15 protein-coding genes and 4 pseudogenes are annotated in these 22,324 nt (G+C 58.0%); all 19 read right to left on the bottom strand.

Annotated features, from left to right (window positions below; all coding sequences use genetic code 11):
* Positions 1 to 7 precede the first annotated feature (7 nt).
* On the bottom strand, positions 8 to 1,609 hold the full coding sequence (tssA, locus tag AC6I79_RS06110; RefSeq protein WP_159378575.1) for a type VI secretion system protein TssA: 1,602 nt from the start codon (positions 1,607 to 1,609) through the stop codon (positions 8 to 10).
* Positions 1,606 to 5,046, bottom strand: coding sequence for an ImcF-related family protein (locus AC6I79_RS06105; RefSeq protein WP_159378576.1), 3,441 nt, complete (start codon positions 5,044 to 5,046; stop codon positions 1,606 to 1,608). The genes tssA and AC6I79_RS06105 overlap by 4 nt, the downstream gene beginning before the upstream one ends.
* The gene (locus AC6I79_RS06100; protein WP_498027626.1) at positions 5,030 to 6,169 is read right to left on the bottom strand and encodes a KPHS_23130 family T6SS system protein; all 1,140 of its coding nucleotides are present in this window, start codon (positions 6,167 to 6,169) and stop codon (positions 5,030 to 5,032) included. Before AC6I79_RS06100 ends, AC6I79_RS06105 begins: the two co-directional genes overlap by 17 nt.
* On the bottom strand, positions 6,166 to 6,423 hold the full coding sequence (locus tag AC6I79_RS06095) for a PAAR domain-containing protein (protein WP_059009080.1): 258 nt from the start codon (positions 6,421 to 6,423) through the stop codon (positions 6,166 to 6,168). The genes AC6I79_RS06100 and AC6I79_RS06095 overlap by 4 nt, the downstream gene beginning before the upstream one ends.
* An 18-nt stretch (positions 6,424 to 6,441) precedes the next feature.
* Positions 6,442 to 8,892 carry a T6SS phospholipase effector Tle1-like catalytic domain-containing protein gene (locus AC6I79_RS06090; RefSeq protein ID WP_159378578.1) on the bottom strand — a complete coding sequence of 817 codons (2,451 nt, stop codon included), beginning with the start codon at positions 8,890 to 8,892 and terminating at the stop codon, positions 6,442 to 6,444.
* On the bottom strand, positions 8,880 to 9,413 hold the full coding sequence (gene tli1a / locus AC6I79_RS06085; RefSeq protein ID WP_159378579.1) for a Tli1a family immunity protein: 534 nt from the start codon (positions 9,411 to 9,413) through the stop codon (positions 8,880 to 8,882). The genes AC6I79_RS06090 and tli1a (AC6I79_RS06085) overlap by 13 nt, the downstream gene beginning before the upstream one ends.
* A gap of 101 nt (positions 9,414 to 9,514) precedes the next feature.
* Positions 9,515 to 9,748 (bottom strand): annotated as a pseudogene (locus AC6I79_RS06080) (hypothetical protein); the annotation flags it as partial.
* Positions 9,736 to 10,266 carry a Tli1a family immunity protein gene (tli1a, locus tag AC6I79_RS06075; RefSeq protein WP_159378580.1) on the bottom strand — a complete coding sequence of 177 codons (531 nt, stop codon included), beginning with the start codon at positions 10,264 to 10,266 and terminating at the stop codon, positions 9,736 to 9,738. The gene tli1a (AC6I79_RS06075) and the pseudogene AC6I79_RS06080, both read right to left, overlap by 13 nt.
* A 104-nt stretch (positions 10,267 to 10,370) precedes the next feature.
* Positions 10,371 to 10,554, bottom strand: a pseudogene (locus tag AC6I79_RS06070) (hypothetical protein); the annotation flags it as partial.
* Positions 10,542 to 11,075 carry a Tli1a family immunity protein gene (tli1a, locus tag AC6I79_RS06065; RefSeq protein ID WP_159378581.1) on the bottom strand — a complete coding sequence of 178 codons (534 nt, stop codon included), beginning with the start codon at positions 11,073 to 11,075 and terminating at the stop codon, positions 10,542 to 10,544. The pseudogene AC6I79_RS06070 and the gene tli1a (AC6I79_RS06065), both read right to left, overlap by 13 nt.
* A 101-nt stretch (positions 11,076 to 11,176) precedes the next feature.
* A pseudogene (locus AC6I79_RS06060) lies at positions 11,177 to 11,363 on the bottom strand (hypothetical protein); the annotation flags it as partial.
* Positions 11,351 to 11,884, bottom strand: a pseudogene (tli1a, locus tag AC6I79_RS06055) (Tli1a family immunity protein). The pseudogenes tli1a (AC6I79_RS06055) and AC6I79_RS06060, both read right to left, overlap by 13 nt.
* A gap of 57 nt (positions 11,885 to 11,941) precedes the next feature.
* Complete coding sequence (tla1, locus tag AC6I79_RS06050; RefSeq protein WP_021509118.1) at positions 11,942 to 12,727, bottom strand: toxin Tle1 chaperone Tla1; 786 nt, start codon at positions 12,725 to 12,727, stop codon at positions 11,942 to 11,944.
* Positions 12,728 to 15,106, bottom strand: coding sequence for a type VI secretion system Vgr family protein (locus AC6I79_RS06045; RefSeq protein WP_498027625.1), 2,379 nt, complete (start codon positions 15,104 to 15,106; stop codon positions 12,728 to 12,730).
* A complete protein-coding gene (tssH, locus tag AC6I79_RS06040; protein ID WP_498027624.1) occupies positions 15,103 to 17,760 on the bottom strand; it encodes a type VI secretion system ATPase TssH in 2,658 nt (885 codons plus the stop codon). The genes AC6I79_RS06045 and tssH overlap by 4 nt, the downstream gene beginning before the upstream one ends.
* Positions 17,761 to 18,098: 338 nt before the next feature.
* Positions 18,099 to 18,590, bottom strand: coding sequence for a type VI secretion system effector Hcp (hcp, locus tag AC6I79_RS06035; RefSeq protein WP_058776563.1), 492 nt, complete (start codon positions 18,588 to 18,590; stop codon positions 18,099 to 18,101).
* A 3-nt stretch (positions 18,591 to 18,593) separates the two neighbouring features.
* Entirely contained in the window at positions 18,594 to 20,300 is a 1,707-nt protein-coding gene (locus AC6I79_RS06030; RefSeq protein WP_498027623.1) for an OmpA family protein, read from the bottom strand.
* Positions 20,297 to 20,986, bottom strand: coding sequence for a type VI secretion system protein TssL, short form (gene tssL / locus AC6I79_RS06025; RefSeq protein WP_058781797.1), 690 nt, complete (start codon positions 20,984 to 20,986; stop codon positions 20,297 to 20,299). The genes AC6I79_RS06030 and tssL overlap by 4 nt, the downstream gene beginning before the upstream one ends.
* On the bottom strand, positions 20,983 to 22,323 hold the full coding sequence (gene tssK, locus AC6I79_RS06020; protein WP_058758377.1) for a type VI secretion system baseplate subunit TssK: 1,341 nt from the start codon (positions 22,321 to 22,323) through the stop codon (positions 20,983 to 20,985). Before tssK ends, tssL begins: the two co-directional genes overlap by 4 nt.
* Position 22,324 lies beyond the last annotated feature (1 nt).

The raw sequence follows: 22,324 nt of genomic DNA, 5'->3' as shown, positions 1-22,324 counted from the left end.
TGATGTTTTAGCCGCAAAGCACCGCGCTGCTGGCCGGATCGAGCGCAATCAGACCGGACAGCAGCAGATCCATCTCTGGCTGTAACCGTGATTTATCGGTTTCACTGCGTGTGGCTTTCATGCGTAGCAGTCTGAGGCGGCGGGATTTCACTTCAAACAGCAATGCCGGTGTCCACTGCGTGAGGGTAATTGACTGTGCGGCACTGTCGAGCTCTCCCAGCAGATGCAGCGCCAGTTCATTTTTGCCCTTCTGCTCGGCTACACGGACCATCAGCAGGCGCAGCAGCCATTTGTCTTTCGCGGAATCCGCACCCGGGCGCGTCTGGAGCCAGTGGAGTGTGGCATCCAGACCGTCGGTGTCCGCTTTCTCCAGCGCTTCCGGCTCGAGAGCCAGGATATCGTTATCTGTTTCACCGGCGGCACTGACCGGCTCATCCCGCCAGCCGGACATATCGTCCAGTACGTTCTGATTTATCCAGTTCAGCGTCACTTCATCGGCAAACGGCGTACCGTCATTAAAGGCCAGGGTTTCAAGACCAGTAAGGCGACGCAGTAATCCTTTCAGGTCGGCGGCGATGATCCCGGCCAGCACCTCCTGCCCCGATTTCATCAGCGCCTGGTGGACATACCACTGCAAATCAAGCCAGAGGTGATTAGCGCCACGCGAAAAGGCGCTGTCTGCCTGCTCCAGTATTTCGCCCCAGCTCTGCTGCAGATACAGACGTTTGAGCATGGCACGCTGGTCTGCGCGAGGCGGATCTATGCGGGTTTTGCCTTGTGCATCCGGCGCAGGAATGCTGTGCAGCGTGTCATGACGCAGGCTTTTCATCAGCCGGTGTGCGGCAAGCCAGCCATCGGGTTGCTCACGCAGATATCCGGTCAGTGTACGGGCCTGGGCCAGCAAATCCTGACCAGAGGTGATGCGGCTCAGCACAGGCGCATCTGGCTCCGTCACAGGCGTGGAGAACTGTGACGGAGCCTTATCACCTGCATTCTGCGGTACCACGGCATCCACACCACCGGCCTTCATCAGGCGGGATTCCAGCGCGCTGTACAGGGCATTCAGCTCTGGCCGCGACGCTTCCGGCTCTGTATCCAAACTGTCGCGCAACAGCAGCAGCGCACCGGCAGTGCGCAGTGCATCGTCGCGAATCACTTCCGGCCAGAGTGACAGGCTGTCCAGAACACGGGAGCCTGCGAGCCACTCCAGCGCCGGTTTACGACTCCGCTCGCGCTGAGGATGAAGCTGCGTGCCATAGCGCTGCAGCAATCCCGCCAGCAGCTCAAGTCCTTCGGTAAAACCGGCTTCGCCGTCCTGGTGCAGGCGCGCCCAGCAGTAATAAGTTGCAACCCGGATATCTTTGGCCGCAGTGGTCAGCAGTTTTTCGGCAAGCGTGCAAATCAACCCGGTATCAATGCCGGAGAGTTTATTGACCTCTTCGCGGATACGCTGAAAATCATCATCATAGCCCGGGTCTTCACCGGTCGGATGGGTGTCACTTACCGGCGCAAGCCAGGACTGCCAGTTTTCCGTGCGTGCCTGGGCCTGCTGCCGCAGCTGAGTTTCGTCAGCCTGACAGGCGGTGACCAGATTCTGCAGTGTGCTCATTCTTCGACCTCCTCCATGTCACTGTTTGCGGTGTTAGCCATCAGCGCCTGCGCGGTGGCCGCGCTGTCGACACTGAATATCTGATCCGGCAGCGTGAAACCGCGCAGATCCAGCAACGCCAGCGGACCTTTCCCGAGTTGTGAGCGCAGCACCCACTGCAAAGTGCGACCGTCCGGGGCAGTAAAGCTCATCATCCACTGGCTGCGGTCAAGCTGCTGGCGTTTGCCCTGGTCCAGCCAGCGAATAAAGCCCCAGGTCCCGCTGTAATCCCCGAACAGACGCGCACCGGCGTTGACCGAGGTCCAGGTCAGCATCGTCCCCGGCTTGTAAGTGTCACCCGGCCAGCGGAAGCTCTGCCAGTCGGCCATCTGATTGAAGTAGTGCAGCTTTTGTCCATCAATAATCAACTGGGTTTCCACTACCTGCGGTACAGGACGCGCCTGCAGCTCAAAGCTGATGCCCTGGCTGCCATCGGTGAACAGAATGTCTGACAGCTGGCTCAGCTGATTAATCGCCCGCAGCAAGGCCGGGTTAAAGCTCAGCCCCTGGCTGTTGACCTTATCCGGCACCCACTGGCTGCCCTCTTTGTGCAGCACCCCGTTGAGCTCTGTCGTCAGGAAGCGCTCGATACGCCCGCTGTCCTTACGCACAAATTCAGCCAGCATGGGTAAAGAGGCATCACTTTTGCTGGCGGCAAACGGGAAACGTCCGTCAAAGGCAGTTTGCCAGTTGGCGACAACCGAGCGGCTCCATTTATCATTCAGGCTCGCCGCCGAAGGCTGAAGCACGGTCTCCCAGGCCTGAGTCAGGGGCTGGACAAACATCGTGCTGCCAAAACCACTCCACTCTTCGCCCAGGCTTGCCGAAATCAGACTGCCGTACTGCTGGGTGTCGGTCAGATCCACACTTTTGCCCTGGAACACGGTCTGCGCCAGAGTCTGCATCATTGCCTGCGGATCAGAGGCGCTGGCCACCTGCTGCAGGCGCAGACGCACGCGGGTGATGCGGGTCAGATACGTCTGCAGGCTAAGTGACGTGTCCGCCGACATAACGTTGCTGCCTTTGTTTTTACCTAAAAGCTGAAGCAGTGGGCCAAAGGTGTCATCCAGCGGTCCCTGCGGCCCTGATGAAGACTGGTCAATCGCTGGCTTGTCCTGTCCACTTACGAGATCTTTAGCCGATTTGATAATGGAATCCGACAGACTTTCGCTGTGCTGGCCGGTCTGCCCCTGCCAGGCAATGGTATTCATCAGGGCAATCAGTGGCGACTGGCGGACATCGCTCATCAGCGTCAGCTGGTCGGTAACGTCTGCGATGTTGTTCGCAGAATTAAGTCGCAGACTGTTAAGGAAGCTCAGCCAGCTACCGGCAAAGTCGGTGAAGTAACGTTGCGTCAGACGTGCTTTCAGGGCCTCCGGCGACAGGTCTGAAGAGACCGCTTTCCGGCTGTCGCTCAGCACCCAGTCAATTTCATCCCGGCGGGAGTTGGCGGCCTTTTCGATAGCCTGCTGAATACCGCCCTCCCACGCCTGACGGGTGAACATGCCCGGTACCACTTCATCAGTGGTGAACAGGCGGCGGGCATCAGTACCGCTGGTCATGTCTTCCAGCGACACATCGGCAAAGTTACGGCGCACCGATGTGAGCATGTTTTCATACAGCGTGCTTTCGGCGTTACGCCGGCCAATTTGCTGCAACAGCACCTGGCGGCTCTGGCTCACCAGCTGCGCATCCGGGGTAATTTTCCACTGTGGTTGCCCGGGCAGTTCGTTGATGTAGAAAGCCCACAAATCCGGCGCCAGGCTTTGCCACAGACCGGTTGAAATGCCCTTTCGCGTCGGCTGCACAGCTTTCATGGTCTGGGCATAATACGCGCCATCGGCTTTATCCGGACGCGCCATCATCAGCCAGGCCTTCAGCTGGTCATAGCCCAGCGTCGCCAGCTGAGCGCGCCGATCGCTGTTCGGTTCGGAATTCGCCAGCGCATTGAGTTTTTTAGTCAGCGCAGCACTGGCCGGATCGCGGATCAGGCGATTGTTCGCCACGCCATACCAGGGCAGCAATGCATCGAGCAACTGCGGGTTATGGTCAAGGCCAAAACGCTGATACCAGGGGGCGCCTTCCTGAATACTATGCTGCAGGCGACCGGCATGATTACGCAGCGTATGCAGCGCCGTCAGCTGCTCATCCGATACCGCAGGATGCTCCACCAGGGCATGGGCCTGCTCAGCAACAGAAACGATCTGTTGACGGTTGACCGCGAACGACAGCAGCGTTCCCGCGCCCCAGATACCCATGATGGCCATCAGCGTCCAGGCAAGCGTCTGTTCCCACGCCATACCGACTCGGCGGCCACGAACACGGGTACAGTCGTCCACGATACCCTGCCAGGTCACCGGCAAAGTCAGCGCATGGCGTTGTGATTCCGGGATAAATTTCTCAGCGTCGGCTGTTTCCTCTGTCGGATGAATTGAGTGACTGTCCGGCAGGCTGAACATCAGACCACGCAGCGGAACGCGCTGCTGGGAGGCTGTCAGCCATGGCACCAGTTGCTGAGCCCAGCGGGCGATACCGCCGTCTTTGAGGTGCTGACCCAGACGCAGCAGGAAGTCGTGGCCGTTGTTCTCAGCGACCTGGCTCACCCCCTGCGTCCGCAGGTCCGACAGCATCCGTTCAAGCTGACGACAAATATCGTCAGGCTCAGCACGCAGAGGAAAAGTAGCCCCTACCGTCTGTTCAGTGCGTTTTGCCTGCGACCAGGCGCTGTCGCACAGCAGCCACAAATAAACCGGGGCGGAATAGCGCAGCAGTTCGCTGATTTTTTCCAGGCCGCGTAAATCGTTGTCGCTGATTTGCGGGGTCAGATTAAACGACTGCGGCATGACGCGGACAATCCCGTCCAGCGGACGCCCGCGGCGCAGTTTACGCAGCGCAGCGTATTTTTCCTTATCGGGTTCAGCAGTCAGGCTGCCGCCATAAATCAAGACCGTGCGGTTGCCTTCCAGCCACTGGCGGGCTTGCAGGTTGGGCACCAACTGAGCGATGGCGTTTTCATCGCCTGTGACTAACAGCAGGCGGACTTTACTTCGCCAGAAGAGGCTATAACGACGACGGAGATGGTTGCTGATGTCCGCCCTGAGCGGCAGACGGAGCGTTCTTTTCTTTTTGACCGGTCTGGAAGAAGCCTCTCCCATTACTTTTTCCCGAATCATTAAATGAAACGCGATAAACCCCAGCACCAGTACGCAGAGCGACACTCCCCAGACAACAAAACAGGCCGTCATGATTCGACGTATCACGTCCCATTCCGTGGAGAGATCTTCCCCCCAATACCACCACAGTAACCCACCTGCCAGCACAAGTAGCGTGACAGTAGCAACAAACAACACCGCCGTGGCAAACACCGAAAATTCAGCGGGTTTATTTTCCTTCACCATAAGGTTTAATAATTCCAAGAGCGAGAGTATGTAGAGGATCTTTGGCTATCCAGCCGCAGGGTTGTTGATAATTTTTTGCGTAAAGAGCCGCCAGAATCAGCACGATAAGCATTTCCATATCACCGGGGTTCCCCCAGTTGAGGTCCTGAACGTGATGGGTCACATTCCAGCCGCTTTGCGCCAGGGCGGGCAGCGCCGGCTGTGAGAACAGCATGCAGGTGTCATGCGGCGTTTCGAGGTCGCTTTGCTGCTCCGCTCGTTCGCAGACTGCGGTTAAAACCTCTTTCCCGGCGATATCGTAAACTTCCCCGCGGGTGAGACTGACCAGCCCTTTCTGCGCGACCAGACACAGTGCAGCGGACTCACCGGCAGGCTGTGCAGAATTAAACGAGGCAGCTATCGAATGACACCCGGCGACCAGAATGGCCTCTGTTTCAGGGAGCGTTTGAGCCGTTGCGGCAAGTGCAGACAACGTCTCTTCGCCTTGCCATGTCTCCGGTTTTTCAGGAAGCGCCACGTCCGGAAATGAAACCTGCATTTGGCTACAGAATGCACGCCAGGCATCCAGAGAACCCTGCCAGTAGCAGCGCCATAAGTGTGGCGGAGAGGAATCTGCGTGCTGCGTCCGCCATTGCAGCACCAGCATTTTTGCCAGTAAAGCCTCGCGTTCAGCTACCGTATCGACCAGCGTTCGACCGATACGCAGCGCTTTACCGCTCGACTCATTTTTTATCTCAGGAACCCGATGCTCCCGCTTTAGCAGCCGCAACCAGTGTGGCGTATCGGTCCCGGCAGGGCCCAGCAGCACCATTTCACTAAGCGCGAAATGGTGCTGATGCTGCAGCCACCAGGCCTGCTGCTGCTGCTCAACCAGTTGTTGGTAATACCGGGCGTTATGGGCCGACGTCCGGTAATACAGCATGCGTATTAACCAGAGCACGCCCATCATAATCACCGCGCCGGCCATTCCTTTTATCACCAGTCCGGCAGCGCTCCCGGCAGGATGAAGCAGCGCGCCGCCTCCTCCGCACAGCAACACCATCAGCGCCCCCGCTGATAGCCATCGCTTGCCGTCAGGGGCACGTGCCACCCGGTAGGGTGGATACTCCGGTAACGGCCTCACAGCTCAATGCCGCAATCGGGAAAAGAGCTCACCAGCGTGCAGCCACAGGCACAACGATGACCATGCAGCGCCACCGGCTGTCCGTCCACTTCCGATAATGAACTGCCTTCACTGATGACCGTGATGCCATGTTTATTGCACTTCACTGCATCGCCTTTACAGGCGATCCCTTTCCCGAAGCAAAGATAATGCCCGCCCAGCACTTTCCCACCGTACTCCCGCAGGGTATCGCCCTCACGTATCACTGCTTTCATCCTTCTTCCTTCCCTGAATCAGGCCATTACGGTCGCCTTAAGATTTTCCGCCCAGCTGGACTCAATCATCGTTTTTGCCAGTGCCAGCCGCTGATCGCTGATGAGCTGCGTTTGCTGTGCCACCACTGTGCCTGGCTCCATCGTTGGCGCCTGCAGCTGTGCGGCGTTGGGCAGCATTGGCAGCGGTTTGCCGGAAAGCAGATCGATGGCCTGCGTTTCGAGGTAAACGGCACCCGCGGTACCGGCAAGCCCCGCGAGTTTGCCCTTCGCGCTTTTCTGTCTGATGATAACGGCCGCGCCTGCGGCAAGGGTCGCGACGCCCACCACCGCTCCGGCAATCATCAACGGCGTCATTGGCTTACTGCTGCAGCTGCCGAAATAGATCATCCGGTAAAGGAAATAGCTGCCCCAGGGTTCGCGGGAGCCGAAGGCGTTGTGCATAAACCACGCGCGGGAATCGTGGATCTGATCGTCAAACAGTGCCCGCACCAGCCCGCCTGGTTCAGTGGCGTTACTCGCTTCGCCGGCCGCCGGGAAAAGCACTTTTACACGATCGTCTCCGGCGGTTTTCATGCTGAGCCATTCGCCATACTCATTATCGTTATTCAGCAGGAAGATGGCGTTACTCATTGAATCAACGGCAGTAAAAATCCAGTTACCGGTACCCGAGCGGGAGAGGCCGTGGTAATCCTCTCTGAACTCCTCTGCGGCCTGACGCAGCTGGGTTTGCCCCAGCGCGGCGTCGAAATCCTTTGGCCCCGGCGGGAGCATCAGGAAGCCATCTTCAGGTTTATGTTCGGCAATTATTTCCTTACGAGCATCGTCAACTTTTTTCTGTGCTTCTTTCCAGTCATCCTCAGACTGCTTTCTGACCCGCGGATCGCTGTCTTTATCCAGCCCATTTGCCGCCGAATCGACATAGAAGCGCTGGGTCTTGTAGGTTCCCCCGGCATAGCGGTTAATACGCCAGGCGGTGATCCAGCCCATCTGATCTTCAAGGGCTTTCTCCAGGCTGACCGGCGCGCGCGGTGGATCGTATATTGCGGCTTGTTCGGGGAGAATCGGGACTGTGGACGAACTCAGCCCGAGGGTAAGCTCGCGCCAGGCGTTGAAACGATTTATTAGATTTGGAGCCGCGGCAAACTCTGAAATAACATCGACGTCCATGACTCTCCACCGCTGAGATTTAAGATCTTCAGGTAAACTATCTTCTGGAACTTTTAGAGGAGCTCCCGATTCAAAAGCAGCGGCATACATCTCATTCAACGCAATTTGTGACAACAACAAACTATCGCCATCACCATTGGCCTTTCCCTGATCCCCAGGCGGGTAGCCTCCGCCTAAATCCGAGTGCATACCCGGATAGACGACTTCCTCGCTGTTCGCCGGATATTTACCATTCGGGCGGCGGATCGAATCCAGCGGGAAGCACAGACGCTGCTCATGGGAAGAGACCAGATGGACACACTTTTTGATCAATTCCCCATAGACCTTCTCTGCCGGCAGCTCCTGGGTTTCGTCCGCCCAGCCCATATGCCCTTCCGCCACCGGGGCGATATGCGCCACGCCCACCGAGGCCACCGAATCCAGCAGGCCCAGTAACTCCACACTGAGCGGAATTTTCAGCTCGCCCACCGCCAGGCACTGCTCGGGTTTGTCTTTTCCCTCCTCAGGCTTTGGCAGCAGTTCGCTAAGCCAGCGGACAAAAGTTCGTGCTGCCGCTGCCCCGCGCGAAAAGCCGTATACGTACAGCTTGATTCCCAACAGCTTTGGCTTTCCGGGCTCGACAGGTACCAGGGCCTTTTGCAGCTCTGGTGCCACATCTTTCAGCAGGCTCTGGAAGGTCTCAAAACGGTTGGCAGCGCCGGTCAGCCCAAAGGACGCCATAGAGGTGGCCATTTTTTCCACCGCCTTCCAGCTTTCGTCGTCCGACAGCGTATCCAGGCCCATTGTCCGCTTCAGGGCATCGATAATCCGCAGCAGGCCCCAGTTGATTCTGTCTTCCCCGTGCGTCGCCGCCGCCAGCCCCATCATGCTGAAATCCAGGTCGTTCACCTCGGGGAAAGGTGTCCCGACGCCGGGAATATAATATTTGTAGTATTTATTATCGCCACTGCCGCTGGCATCCAGCAGCTCCGCTGTTTTATCTGCCAGCCCTCCGGCATAGCCCTGGCCGATAGTGGCGCGGAACAGGCGGGCAATATTAGTGGGGTGCTTCGGGTCAGCAATATATAAGTCGTGATTGAGGTTATTGCCGGTGCCGTCAAAAAACAGGCTGATGTGTAAAGTTTTACAGCAGGGAGGCTCCACGCGCCGCCTGGAGGCCAGGCACAGCTTCTGCCGCCAGGCCAGTTCATCGCTGTCCTGCAGCGCGCAGTTTGCGCCAACCAGCGCAGCCCTGGTGGGTAAACGCCCCTGAGCCGGAAACGCTGGCGGGAACCACGCCAGATCGGTGATTATTTTGGACATACTTTCGGCTCCGGCATTTGCAATGGCTCGTTGATTGGGTACCCCGGCCGGCCGGGGCTCACACAGCTGGTGGTCACCTTCACCTCATCACAAGGCAGAAAGTGCACCGTGATCCCGCAGGTTTTTTGCCCCGTATAGTCTGGCACCGGTACCACCGTGCTGTGCCGCTTATTCTGGGCCTTCATTTTTTTTTCCCAGGCCTTATATTTTTCCCAGTCAGCAAAGCCCGGAAACCCTTTTGAGCCTCCCAACCCTGTTTCCCAGTCGACTTTCACCGTCATACCCGGCCGCCATTTCGCCGGCACGCCATAGCAGCAGCCACCTCCACCGCCCTGATACGGCCCGATAATGTCAATTCCCGACTGACCGTCGACGCTGAAATGGTTGATCGCCCATTTGGTGTGGTTGATGGCGACAATAATCCCACCGCCGCCGCTCCGGGTTTTGGCTTTCGCCACCGGCTGGCTACAGCCCGCCAGCAGCAGGGCGCCCAGTACCACGAGGTAATATCGTATTTTCATTTTGCATTCCTTTGATGAAGAAACTGATAACGTCCGTCTTGCTCAGCCATGACTTTTCGGGATGGCATGGCTGAGCATTACTGAAGAGGAATAAAAACCAGATCGTGATTAAGGTTATTGCCGGTGCCGTCGAAAAACAGGCTGATGTGTAAAGTTTTACAGCAGGGAGGCTCCACGCGCCGTCTGGCGGCCAGGCACAGCTTCTGCCGCCAGGCCAGTTCATCGCTGTCCTGCAGCGCGCAGTTTGCGCCAACCAGCGCAGCCCTGGTGGGTAAACGCCCCTGAGCCGGAAACGCCGGCGGGAACCACGCCAGATCGGTGATTATTTTGGACATATTTTTGGCTCCAGCATCTTAAGGGGCTCTTTGATCGGATGTTCCGGATGGCCATAGTTGGCACAACTGGTCGTCACTTTCACCTCATCACAGGGTAGAAAATGCACCGTGATCCCGCAGATTTCCTGCCCCGTATAATCTGGAACTGGCACCACGATGCTGTGCTGACGATTCTGAGCCTTCATTTTTTTTTCCCAGGCAAGATACCTGGCGTCATCACCAAAGCCTGGAAACCCATCCATATCTCCTACTCCAGTTTCCCAGTCGATTTTGACCGTCATACCCGGCCGCCATTTCGCCGGCACGCCATAGCAACACCCCCCGCCGCCGCCCTGGTACGGCCCGATAATGTCAATTCCCGACTGACCGTCGACGCTGAAATGGTTGATTGCCCACCTGGTGTGATTGATCGCCTCTATGGTTCCGCCGCCGCCCCGGCTTTCCGCGTTCGCCGCAGGCTGATTACAGCCCGCCAGCAGCAGGGCACCCAGTACCACGAGGTAATGTCGTATTTTCATTTTGCATTCCTTTGATAAAGAAACGGATGACGTCCGTATTGCTCAGCCATGACTTTTCGGGATGGCATGGCTGAGCATTACTGAAGAGGAATAAGGGCCAGTTTGTGATTAAGGCTATTGCCGGTGCCGTCGAAAAACAGGCTGATATGCCCAGTCCTGCCGCCAGGTAAGCTCGTAGCTGTCCTGCTGCGCGCAGTTTGCGCCAACCAGCGCAGCCCTGGTGGGTAGACGCCCCTGAGCCGGAAATGCTGGCGGGAACCATGCCAGATCGGTAATTATTTTGGACATACTTTCGGCTCCGGCATCTTAAGGGGCTCGTTGATCGGGTAGCCCAGCCGGCCGGGGCTCACGCAGCTGGTGGTCACCTTCACCTCATCACAGGGCATAAAGTGCACCGTTATCCCGCAGGTTTTTTGCCCCGAATAATCCGGTACTGGTACCACCGCACTGTGCTGCTTATTCTGGGCTTTTATTTTTTGGGCCCAGGATAAAAATTTTTGTTCATCGGCATAACCCGGAAAATCCATTGAGTATCCCACTCCTGTTTCCCAGTCGATTTTGACCGTCATACCCGGCCGCCAATTCGCCGGCACGCCATAGCAGCACCCCCCGCCGCCGCCCTGATACGGACCAATAGCATCGATGCCAGACTGACCGTCGACGCTGAAATGGTTGATCGCCAATTTGGTGTGGTTGATGGCGACAATAATCCCACCGCCGCCGCTCCGGTTTTCCGCCTTTGCCACCGGCTGGCTACAGCCCGCCAGCAGCAGGGCACCCAGTACCATGAGGTAATGTCGTATTTTCATTTTGCATTCCTTTGATGAAGAAACGGATGACGTCCGTCTTGCTCAGCCATGACTTTTCGGGATGGCATGGCTGAGCATTACTGAAGAGGAATAAAAGCCAGATCGTGATTAAGGTTATTGCCGGTGCCGTCGAAGAACAGGCTGATATACACAGCCCTGCCGCCAGGTAAGCTCGTGGCTGTCCAGCCGCGCGCAGTTTGTGCCAACCAGCGCAGCCCTGGTGGGTAAACGCCCCTGAGCCGGAAACGCCGGCGGGAACCATGCCAGATCGGTAATTATTTTGGACATACTTTCGGTTCCGGCATCTTAAGGGGCTCGTTGATTGGGTAGTCCGGCCGGCCCGGGTTCACACAGCTGGTGGTCACTTTCACCTCATCACAGGGCAGAAAATGCACCGTGATCCCGCAGGTCTTTTGCCCCGTATAGTCCGGTACTGTTATCACAGTGCTATGCTGGCGATTCTGAGCCTTCATTTTTTTTTCCCATGCCAGATACTCAGCCCATCTGTCAAACCCTGGAAAGCCATCCATATCCCCAACACCTGTTTCCCAGTCAATCTTAACCGTCATTCCGGGCCGTCATTTAGCTGGCACGCCATAGCAGCACCCCCCGCCGCCGCCCTGATACGGACCAATAGCATCGATGCCAGACTGACCGTCGACGCTGAAATGGTTGATCGCCAATTTGGTATGGTTGATGGCGACAATAATCCCACCGCCGCCGCTCCGGTTTTCCGCCTTTGCCACCGGCTGGCTACAGCCCGCCAGCAGCAGGGCACCCAGTACCATGAGGTAATGTCGTAATTTCATTTTACATTCCTTGTATGGCAGCCTCTCCGGAAGGCGAACTGCCTCATGAACCCACTTTCAGACTTCTGCTGAGGACCGTCCGATCAGGGTCTTAATCACCCAATCCTCGCGCTCTTTATCCAGTAGCATCCCTTTGGCGGTGGCTGAAAGCATGCCGTTGAAACAGGCCGTAAACCGTTCAGCCTGCGAAGCAAATCCCGTATCGGGAACGTCCCGATAGCGAAGCATCAGCCTGGCATCGCAGATGCACATCAGGGCTTCAAACTGGCTATCGCTCAAAGCGATGTTTTGGCACTTCTCGTTGATGGCGGGCTGTGCTCCCTGCCCCATCAGCAACCCCGGCTTCTCGTCAGGATCCAGCCAGCTCCAGAAGAGCGCCGGGCGCTGCAACTGGGCCTGCTGATCAGGTTCCAGAATATGAGAGAACAAATAAGGAAAAATACGGGCATCAAAGTATCTGAACAGCCCCGCCCGTCCTTCATGTGTCGCATCGGTACAGGTTGTTAACCATTCCGCCAGTGTAGCGAAAGGCCAGGGAGAACAGAGCACCAGTAGTGGAGCAGTTTTTTGTACTTTCTGAGCCAGCTCAATCAACCACTGTTTCTGAAGCGGATCGTTCAAAGAGATCCTGATCAACAGCGGCGACTCTTCTGGCAGGGCATCTTCCGGCAAGCCCTGATAGAGAGACTGCCATACCAAAGGTGGTGAAAAATCGTGCAGTACCGGAATGACGGAAAAATCAATACCGCACTGGTCGAGAATAAAATCAAGGTGGGTCAGGTTTATATCAGCGCAGGTTTGCTGAAGCAGATTCACCCAGTCAGTGATATGGGTCGTGTTCATTTATGCCTCCCTTGGCACAAAGCCCTGTGCCAGCCGCTGCGCCTTTTTCAGACACTCTTTGCATACTGATGAAGGCAATTCAGGCAGCGGATAATCCTCACTCGCCGGGCCCTGTAATTTATGTTGCCCCTTGAGGCTTAACAGGCCTGGACCATGCACGTTGATTTCGCCCTGTGGCGTGAGCTTGATGTAAGCGCCACCGCAGGCGAGCGTGATCCCATTCTTTGCCGTCAGCTGCAGGTGTCCCTGCGTTGACTGGACGGTGACATCCTTCAGGGAAGTCAGCGACAGCACATCACTATGTGATTCAATCTCCAGTGCACCTTTGGCAGATACCAGCCGCATTCCTTCCTGTAGGGCTAGCAGCGAAACCGCCTGACTTGCGTTAACCGAATAGCGCTGTGCTGCGGTGATATTGACTTCTCCCAGGCTCTGCAGATACAACCCTTTCCCGCTGTGCATCAGAGTCGTTTCCGGCGTAACGGCAGCAATACCCTTAGGTGAAGACAGCAGCAGCGCAGGCTCTTTAAGCTCACTGGCAGCGGAAACAAATGCTCTTAATGGCCCAGAATCAGGCGTTATGTTGTGGTGAGTCTGCGTAATCGTTCCCCATCCAGTTACCTGATTCAACGCTCCTTTTAGCAGACTGACCGCCGGCTGCATCTCCAGCACCTGGCCCTGTGCTTTCGTCTGGCCGTCAGCGCTGATAAACATCCCTTTCTGTGCCCGGATGGCGCCCCAGCTGTCGGTTCTGAGCTCGAAACCCTCCCCACGCTTCTGCTTTTCGCTGTCGACCAGGTGCCCCAGATTCAGCTGGCTCTTGCCGCCGTACTCGGTGCTGACCTTGACATGCTCTTTTCCGCGCTCGTCGTCGATGCGGATTTTGTTGTTCGCCGGGGTGCGCAGCACGTTGCGTTTGTAGTTGCGGATGGTGACGTGGTCGCCGTGCGCCGAGTCGTGCAGCACGCCGGCGATGTAAGGCCGGTCCGGATTACCGTCCTCAAAGCCAATCGCCACTTCGGTGCCCGCCAGCAGCGGCAGGTGCAGACCGTAAGTGTCGCCGGCATACGGGCGGGACTGGCGCACCCACAGGCTTTCAAACCCGGTTTCCCGGTTATCCCGGTCAAACAGCATATTGACGCGATAGCGGCCGTCTTTATCGATGTGGCCGTAGGTGTCGTTCTCTGTGGTGCTGGTGACGCGGGCCGGTAATGTGCCGGCCATCACCGGGCGTGAGCCTGGCTCAGGACGGAAACTAAAATCCGTGCTGTCCGGGATCCCGTCAAAATGCACTTCAAAATCCCGGTCACGCCGCGCATGGCTGCGCATCGCCGTGATGACCACGCCCTGAGCAAACACCTCGGCCACTTCATACCCACCGGTGACGTTGAGCATCTGGCCGGGAGAGAGGGTCGGGCAGCTGGTGGTGGCATGGGTCCGGGTCTGGCCATTCAGGTAGCGCTCATGACGAATGCGGGCATAGAACGCCCCCGACTCCGCAGCCGGATTGCGGTCGTACGCATTACCCTGGGTAAGGTAGTTGTCCCCCCAGTGGTAGGCATCCCCGCAGGTGGTGGCATCCCCGCGGGTCACATCAACCTCGGTATTCATGTCATCCGTGGCCTGGCGGTAGTTGTAGTCGCGGGTGCTGACCTGCTTCTGCACCACGTTATGATGGCTCTCCATCCCCCACACCGCGTCCACTCCGTCTGAATGCTGGCCAGACGGCGGCACTGAGGGCAGCGTCAGGCCTTTTTCATACCCCTGCTGACTGTCGTAAAACTCCACCACGTCGATGTTCAGGCGCGTATCCGTGGTAAAGCGAAACCAGATACCCACCTCACCCAGCAGGCGGGTAATGAAGCGCAGGTCATCCTCACAGTACTGCATCACCTGATCACGGCGCGGGTACTCTTTTGAGAGCGAGAACAGAAAATCCTGACCGCGCAGGGTGTGACGCTCGCGCAGGATTTTTTCCACAATCTGCGGCACCGACATGTCCTGATAAATGGCGTTCTGGTGTGAACGGTCGAGCAGCGCCAGGCGTGGCTGCAGCGTCAGGGCATAATGGGTTTCATCTTTTGATGTACCGAGGCGTTCAAAGCCGCTCACCACGCCCTGAAGGGTGCGCACCGCCTGCTGTATTTTGATGCCGTAACCCTGGTCAACCGGAGCCTGCAGCGTCAGGGAGGCCGCTTTCATCAGCATCATCTCTTTGCTGATGGCATGGTCAGAGCTGGTGAATTCAATACGGTAGCTGAACGGCCGGCTGAGCGCCTCATCGCCTTCAAACGCCAGCACATCGAGCCCGGCTTCACATCCCTTCACCGACAACTGGTGATGGCTGTGGCTGAATCTGATCGGGAGACGGGTGTTCATGCGTTATCTCCTTCAGTCCGGTCAAACTCCAGCCCGATCCCCTCTTCCTCGCTCCAGCTCAGGTATAGCGACTGTGGTTTCTGTCTGGCGGCCATGTGGCTCAGCAGCTGCTGACTCAGCACCGGCAGAATCTGCTGATTGAGCAGGCTGTCGACGTTGCGTGCGCCGGTATCCGGCAGCAGGCAGGCGGCGGTCAGGGCGTCATACAGGCTCTCATCAATCTGCGTGGTCAAACCGTAGTGACGATGTAAGCGCTTGCTGACCTGTGATAGCTTCATTTCCACGATGATACGCATGGCGGCCTCAGCCAGCGGGCGATAAATCACGGTCTGGAAACGGGCCAGCAGCGCGGGCTGGAAGTGGTCGCGCAATATCGGGCGCAGCAGCTCGTGGAGATTGCCTTCGCTGGCTTCCGGCTGTTCGTCCAGCAACTGCATCAGATGGTCGCTGCCGAGGTTGGAGGTCATCAGGATCACGGTGTTGCGGAAGTCGATTTCACGCCCTTCGCCGTCGCGCATAAAGCCGCGATCAAACACCTGATAGAACAGGTTCATGACGTCGCGATGCGCTTTTTCCACTTCATCCAGCAGTACCACGCTGTACGGGCGCTTACGTACCGCTTCGGTGAGAATGCCGCCCTGACCGTAACCCACGTAGCCCGGTGGTGAACCTTTCAGCTGGGAAACAGTGTGCGGCTCCTGGTACTCGGACAGGTTGATGGTAATCAGCGATTTTTCACCGCCGTACAGCACGTCCGCCAGCGCCAGCGCGGTTTCGGTTTTACCGACGCCACTCGGACCGACCAGCAGGAACACGCCCTGCGGGCCGTTCTCTGACGTGAGTCCGGTCTTCGCCGCGCGCAGGCGCCGGGCGATGGCGGTCAGCGCCACGTCCTGCCCGACCACACGCTGGCCGATTTCGTTTTCCAGCATCAGCAGTTCGGTTTGCTCGTCTTTCATCAGCGAGGACAGCGGCACGCCGGTCCAGTCGGCAATTACATTCGCGACGGTGCGGGTGTCCACATCCACCTGAACCAGCACATCGCCCTGCTGCGCCTGTTCGAGCCGCTGTTGCAGGTCGGAAATCTCAGCCTGCTGGCTGATGTCCTGGCGGCTGGCCGTCAGTTGCTGTGCCAGCGCTTTTTCGTGGCTGAAACGTGCTTCCTGCTCTTCGATGCGCGTCTCCAGTTCAGTCCGCTGCTGCTCAATGGCCCCCAGGCGGTCATCATGGCGGTTGCTGCCGGCGGCGATATCTTCCCGCAGCGCCTGCGCTTCCAGTGCCAGTGCGGTCAGCTGTGCTTTCAGGCGCACAATTTGTTCTGGCACCGTGTCGAGACTCATCCGTACACGTGCGGCCGCGGTATCCAGCAGGTCAACCGCCTTGTCCGGCAGCTGGCGGCCCGTCAGATAGCGGCGGGAAAGCGTGACGGCTGCGCGTACAGCATCATCAGTGATATGCACGTTGTGGTGTTCGGCGTAGCGGGATTTGAGACCGCGCAGCATCAGGCTGGCGGTCTCGTCGTCCGGCTCGTCCACTTTCACCATCTGGAAGCGACGTTCCAGTGCAGCATCGCGTTCGAAGTATTGCTTGTATTCAGACCAGGTGGTGGCGGCGATGGTGCGCAGTTCGCCACGCGCCAGTGCCGGTTTCAGCAGGTTGGCGGCATCCGCACCGCCGGCCTGATTGCCGGCGCCAATGATGGTGTGCGCTTCATCGATAAACAGCAGATTCGGTACCGGGGACTGCTGCACCGCATCAATGACGTTTTTCAGGCGCTGTTCGAATTCGCCCTTCACGCCTGCGCCCGCCTGCAACAAACCAAGGTCGAGGGTGCGCAGAACAACCGGCTTCAGGCTTTCCGGAACGTTGCCTTCAGCGATACGTAAAGCCAGGCCTTCCACCAGCGCGGTTTTACCCACGCCCGGTTCGCCGACCAGAATCGGGTTGTTCTTGCGGCGACGCGAGAGAATATCCACCATCTGGCGGATCTCCGTATCGCGACCAAACACCGGGTCGATTTTGCCTTCTCTGGCTTTGGCAGTAACGTCGAGCGTGAATTTATCAAGTGCGTTCTGCAGCGCCGGATTGAGTTCGCCTTCTTTTATGGCCGCGCCGACCGGGCGCCCGACAAATTCCACCTCACCACCATGACTCTGCGCGAGTTCCGCTGCCTGTTGCCGTTCCGGGCGTTCCTCCGACTGCCCATCAAGCAGCGGGCGCAGACGTTCCAGCTGACTGTGGCCCAGCGTCAGCAGCGGCCACAGCCCGTCACAGCGCACCAGTTTCTGTTTATCAACCAGCGCCATCAGCAGATGGACGCTGCGGATCTGTTCCTCACCGTTAAGAGAAGCAATCAGCCAGGCTTCCTGCATCAGCGTCTCAAGAGTGTCAGATAACTGCGGACGCTGACGGACTGAACGTGGCAGTTTATCCAGCCAGGCAAGCAAATCCTGCCATAGCATATCCATATCCCACTCATAGCGGCGTGCCAGCACCGTCAGGTCACCTTCCCCCTGTTCGAGCAGCTTCAGCAGCCAGTGCTCCGGCAAAATTTCCGCATGGGCGCGGGTCTGACACAGGGAGGCGGCGGCTTCCAGTGCCTGCGCGCAGAATGGGTTAAGACGACGCAGAAGCGCGGCTGACTGACTGTCCATAGCAAAAATCTCCTGATTGGGGGCACGCTACCGCCCATCGCTGTAAACCAAAGCGCATAAGGCAGCAGGAAAGAAGGAAATGACTTGTGATTTCACCCGCCGCGGATGAAATCACCAGACATCTGACAGAATGCCTATCACGGTCGCGAACAAGGCAACACGGCCGAATTTGGGCGGCCAGAATGCCGCCCCCACGACGCCATCACACAGTCGATTACGCTAAATAGTTCGTGTCGCAGGAAGGCGGCAAGCTCATCCGCCCCGGGAGCATAGATAACTATGTGACCGGGGCGGACGAGCGCGGCCAACGCACCTGCGGCACGAAATATGACGCGTAATCAGGCGGTGGCGCGTTCGTTCCAGCTATCTGAATGAATGATGTTGCCGTCTTTATAGGTCCAGGTGATTTTTTCGTAGCGCAGTTCGATCTGCTCAAGGTGGTTGTGCTTCTCGAAAGAAGGATTTTTGATGTCATGCATCACCGGATTCACTTTCACGACTTTCACGTTTTCCAGTTTGGTGTTGAAGTACTCCACTTCCTGGCCCGCGTCGTTGATTTTGTACCACTTGAATTCCGCAGACTTGAGGGTCTGCCCGGTGGTCACCGCCTTGTACAGGTAAGGACTGGAGGAGTCGATTTCCTTAGTGAACAGGAACGGGGTGTGGATACGGGTACCGGTCAGCTTGCCAGTGTTGTTGTCGGTCGGGATGTACAGGTTATGCTGCTGTGCCACCACTTCGATGCTGCCTTCACGATCCTGAACGTCCACAGAACCTTTAATGTCCGCACCACCGTCGTCTTTCAGCCAAAGATAAACAGGGATTGCCATGGATTACTCTCCGTTGTGTTGTGATACGTCATCATCCTGCGATGACGTCTGGGGGTTGCCCGGTATCTGGCAGGCATCAGCCTGCGGTACCAGACTGATTTCGACGCGACGGTTAAGCGCACGCCCATCCGTCATGTCATTGGTTGCGATTGGGCGGCTTTCGCCATAACCCTGCACCGCAAAACAGCTTTCCGGTACATCACCGGTATCACGCATCCAGTCGCGTACCGCTTCGGCACGTTTCAGAGAGAGCGTCTGGTTCAGTTGCGGGTTACCGGTGTTATCGGTGTGGCCGGACACGACAATCAGCCAGCCCGGCTTCGCCCTGATGCCGACCAGTGAGTTCACCAGCATTTTGGTGGACCCGGCTTTCAGCGTGGATTTGCCGGAATCGAACAGCGACATGCTGTCGAGGCGGACAATTTTCGGCACCGGTTTCGGCTGCGGTTTTGGCGGCGGTGGCGGGGGCACATACGAACGGATCGCATCCAGCACAGGCATTCGCAGACGCTCGCCCTGATACAGACCAAAGCCCATCCGCATCGGTACGCCATTGCGCGCCTGGTCATCCAGCCCGGCCGCATCGTCACGCAGGACAGCAACAGCGTCGGCTTTGGGCGCGAAATCCTGCATCGGGATGCGTTCATAGCGGGCAATATCGAAGCTGACACGCTGCAGCAACTGGCGATTGTTCCAGCCACTGCTGAGCAGTGCAGCCATGGCCGCCAGCGTAAAAATCGCGAGCGCATAACGGAAGGCTTGCCCATGCGGCGTCAGGCCTCGCCCTTCCGGAAGCAGCGGCAGGATAAAATCCGGCAACGCGGCAATAACCGTACTGTCCGTTCCCACCGGCTGCCAGCCCGCTACCTGTTGCATCGCAGTATGACGGGACAGCCATGCCGTCCACACCGATGTGGCCAGACTTCCGGCCAGGATCGGTCCCAATCCCCACAGCACTGCAACCGGTGCAATGACCGGAACATCCGGGCTCTCATCAATGAAGACCGCTTTAACGTGCAACCGGAACCAGCTCATCAGGCTGTTCATCAGCACCTGTTGCTGCATCGCAGGCGCGCCACCGGTGGTGACCCATGCAGCGACTGAGCCCGGCGCTGAAGACGCACGCCAGACCCTCACCCCTTCCCCCGGGATAACCGCCTGCCAGAGCAGATCATTGGTCATCGCACTGCCAACCTGACCATTCAGAACCAGCGGCACAGAATGCCCGGTTTCTTTACGCAGCTGGCTGATTTGCCAGCGCAGGGCCAGCAGACGACGGGTAAGTCGCTCGCTGTCGGCGTGTTTTTGCGGACAGACGCTGACCATCACCGACAGCTGTCGGCCCCAGTCAGGACGCAACCCCAGTATCTGACGGGCAACCTGTTGCAGATCCTGATGTTCCTCCACGCGGATCCAGCATCCCTGTGTCACAGTAAGCACCGGTGACTGCTGCATACATGCCAGCGGCAGATCGCCACAGACCAGCACCACAGGCTGACGGTAAGTGGCTTCCGGGAGGTCATCCAGATTTAGGGCGACGTCATGCTCCGCACGACGCCTGGCGACAATCCACAACGCCAGGATAAGCCCCAGCACCGCAAGCAGAAAGAGCACCGAAACCAGTCGCGATACCGGCACGAAACTCAGGCAAACCACGGCACTCAGCAGGGCGGCCCACAGCGCAAGCCCGCGCTGCTGTGCAGGACTCATTTCACGGCTCCCGGCAGCAGGGTCACCAGCATCTGATCCAGCCAGTGGCTCAGTCCCCACCACAGCGCAGCCACCAGCACCACGCTCAGGCCAATACGCACGGGCCATGACGCCAGCCAGCCGCCCATTTCTCGTCCGGTACGGCTTTCCGCCAGAACCGGATGGGTTGGTGGATAGCTGAACGGCGTGACATGTTCACTGAGCGCGTTGATAAGCTTCTGGCGCTCCGGATCGTTCAGAGAGCGGAAACTGCCGAGGAACCCCAGCATCATGACCCGCTGAAAGCAGGTCATGACAGCCTGGTCAGGCGCCGGTTCACGCAGCACATCACGCATGCGATCGCACAGCGTATCACCGGCATCCATGGTGCCGAGGAAGTGCCCCTGCAGGGGAATGTCATACCACTGCACGCAGGCGTCATCCTCCACACCACGACCTTTGACCGCCTCATCAAGCAGCGCACACTGTGCGGTGAGAATATGCTGACAGCTGACTTCATCGAGTTCGCTCGCTTTCAGCTCACGCTGCACACGTTCAACATCGGCAATGCAACGCTCCCACAACGTGCGCCCTTCTCCATCCTGAAACGTCGGACCGTGACGCAGGCTGATGACCTGCAGCCAGGTATCCTGCAGCAGAGCATCAATATCAATGGGCGCAGCAGTACTGCGTTTAGGCTCACTCATGTTCTCAGTACCGCAAAAAGTTCAAGTTCAGGCTCGCCGAGCATGCCCGGAACGTAAAACATACAGGTGCCGCTCTGAAGCATTTCACTGGCCAGGGGATGCGAGACATCAAGGCTGAAATACTGGTTTTCCAGACGCAGCGGAATGGCTGCCGGCACATGGCGCAGTGGCGTCAGTGGCACGCCCACCCGTGAGGAATTGACGATACTCCTGACATGATCGGGACTGCCGATCTTGCACTGGCGCGGGAACTGCTCCTGCAGTTGTGCCACCGGCATCGGTGAACGCACGGAAAGGTAGTAATCCGCCCCTTCGCGCAGACGGGAGTCATGCAGACGGGCCTGCCAGACGTGTAGCCGGGCATCGTGCTCAAGCTCAATCGCCACCACCCGCGACGGCAGGCTGGCTTCCAGCAGATCGCCCAGTAAGTCGAACAGCGGCGGGAAGACGCTATTCAGCTGTTCATGCTGCCAGACCGGAATAGCACTCACCTGATGTTCCAGCGAGAAAGTCAGCAGGCTGCCCGCAAGCCGCGCCAGTTCCGGGTACAAACGCTCCGGTGGACTTTGCAGGTTACGCTGAAACTGGCCGAGCACCGGTTCTGCGCTGTTCAGGGCATTGAGCAGCCAGAACAACGACACATCAGCCACGGCAAAGTCGGCCATGCGCTCGTTACTTTCACGCCGCATGGACATCAGTCGACTCAGACGGGCACGCAGTTGCGTCATCAATTGTTCCAGCTGGGTTACCAGCCAGCGGCTGCCCTGCAGAGCCAGCAGTGGCGGAAGCCAGGTTTCATCGAGTGCCCAGCTGCCCTGGGAATCCTGCTGCAGACGGGCGACCGGACAGGTCAGATAATCACTGTTGTTCTGATGGGCAAAACGCAGCGTCAGCTCTGGCTGCATCACTGCAATCTGCCGGGTATCGTCGCCAAAGGTGTTGCGGACATCCCGCCAGCGCTGGCGATAACGCACAGGGCGCTCGGCCACCTCATCGGGTTTAAGACAGTTGCCGCCATTTGCCCGCAGCAGCGGAAGTGCCAGAACCACCACCACGTCCTGTGATTCGCCCTCAAGCATCAGCACCGGCGGCAGGTCATCGGCGTTCTCGGTGTCGATAAGCGTGCCATCAGGAAAACGGATGTGCAGATGACGGGCCTGCAGGCGGCCCAGCTTCAGTGCATCAGGTTCGAAGGTGGCAGTAATCATCCCCCAGGGATGGCAGAGGCCCAGCCGGGCGATGCATTCCGCAGACCAGGCCGCATAGGCGACCTGTTGCTGGAAGTGCTGGGGAGAGACCATAACGCCCCTGCCCCATAACGGTTGTTCCGTTTTCATT

The sequence above is a fragment of the gamma proteobacterium symbiont of Scutellera amethystina genome (assembly GCF_059730845.1).
This window is presented reverse-complemented; position numbering and strand designations above follow the sequence as displayed.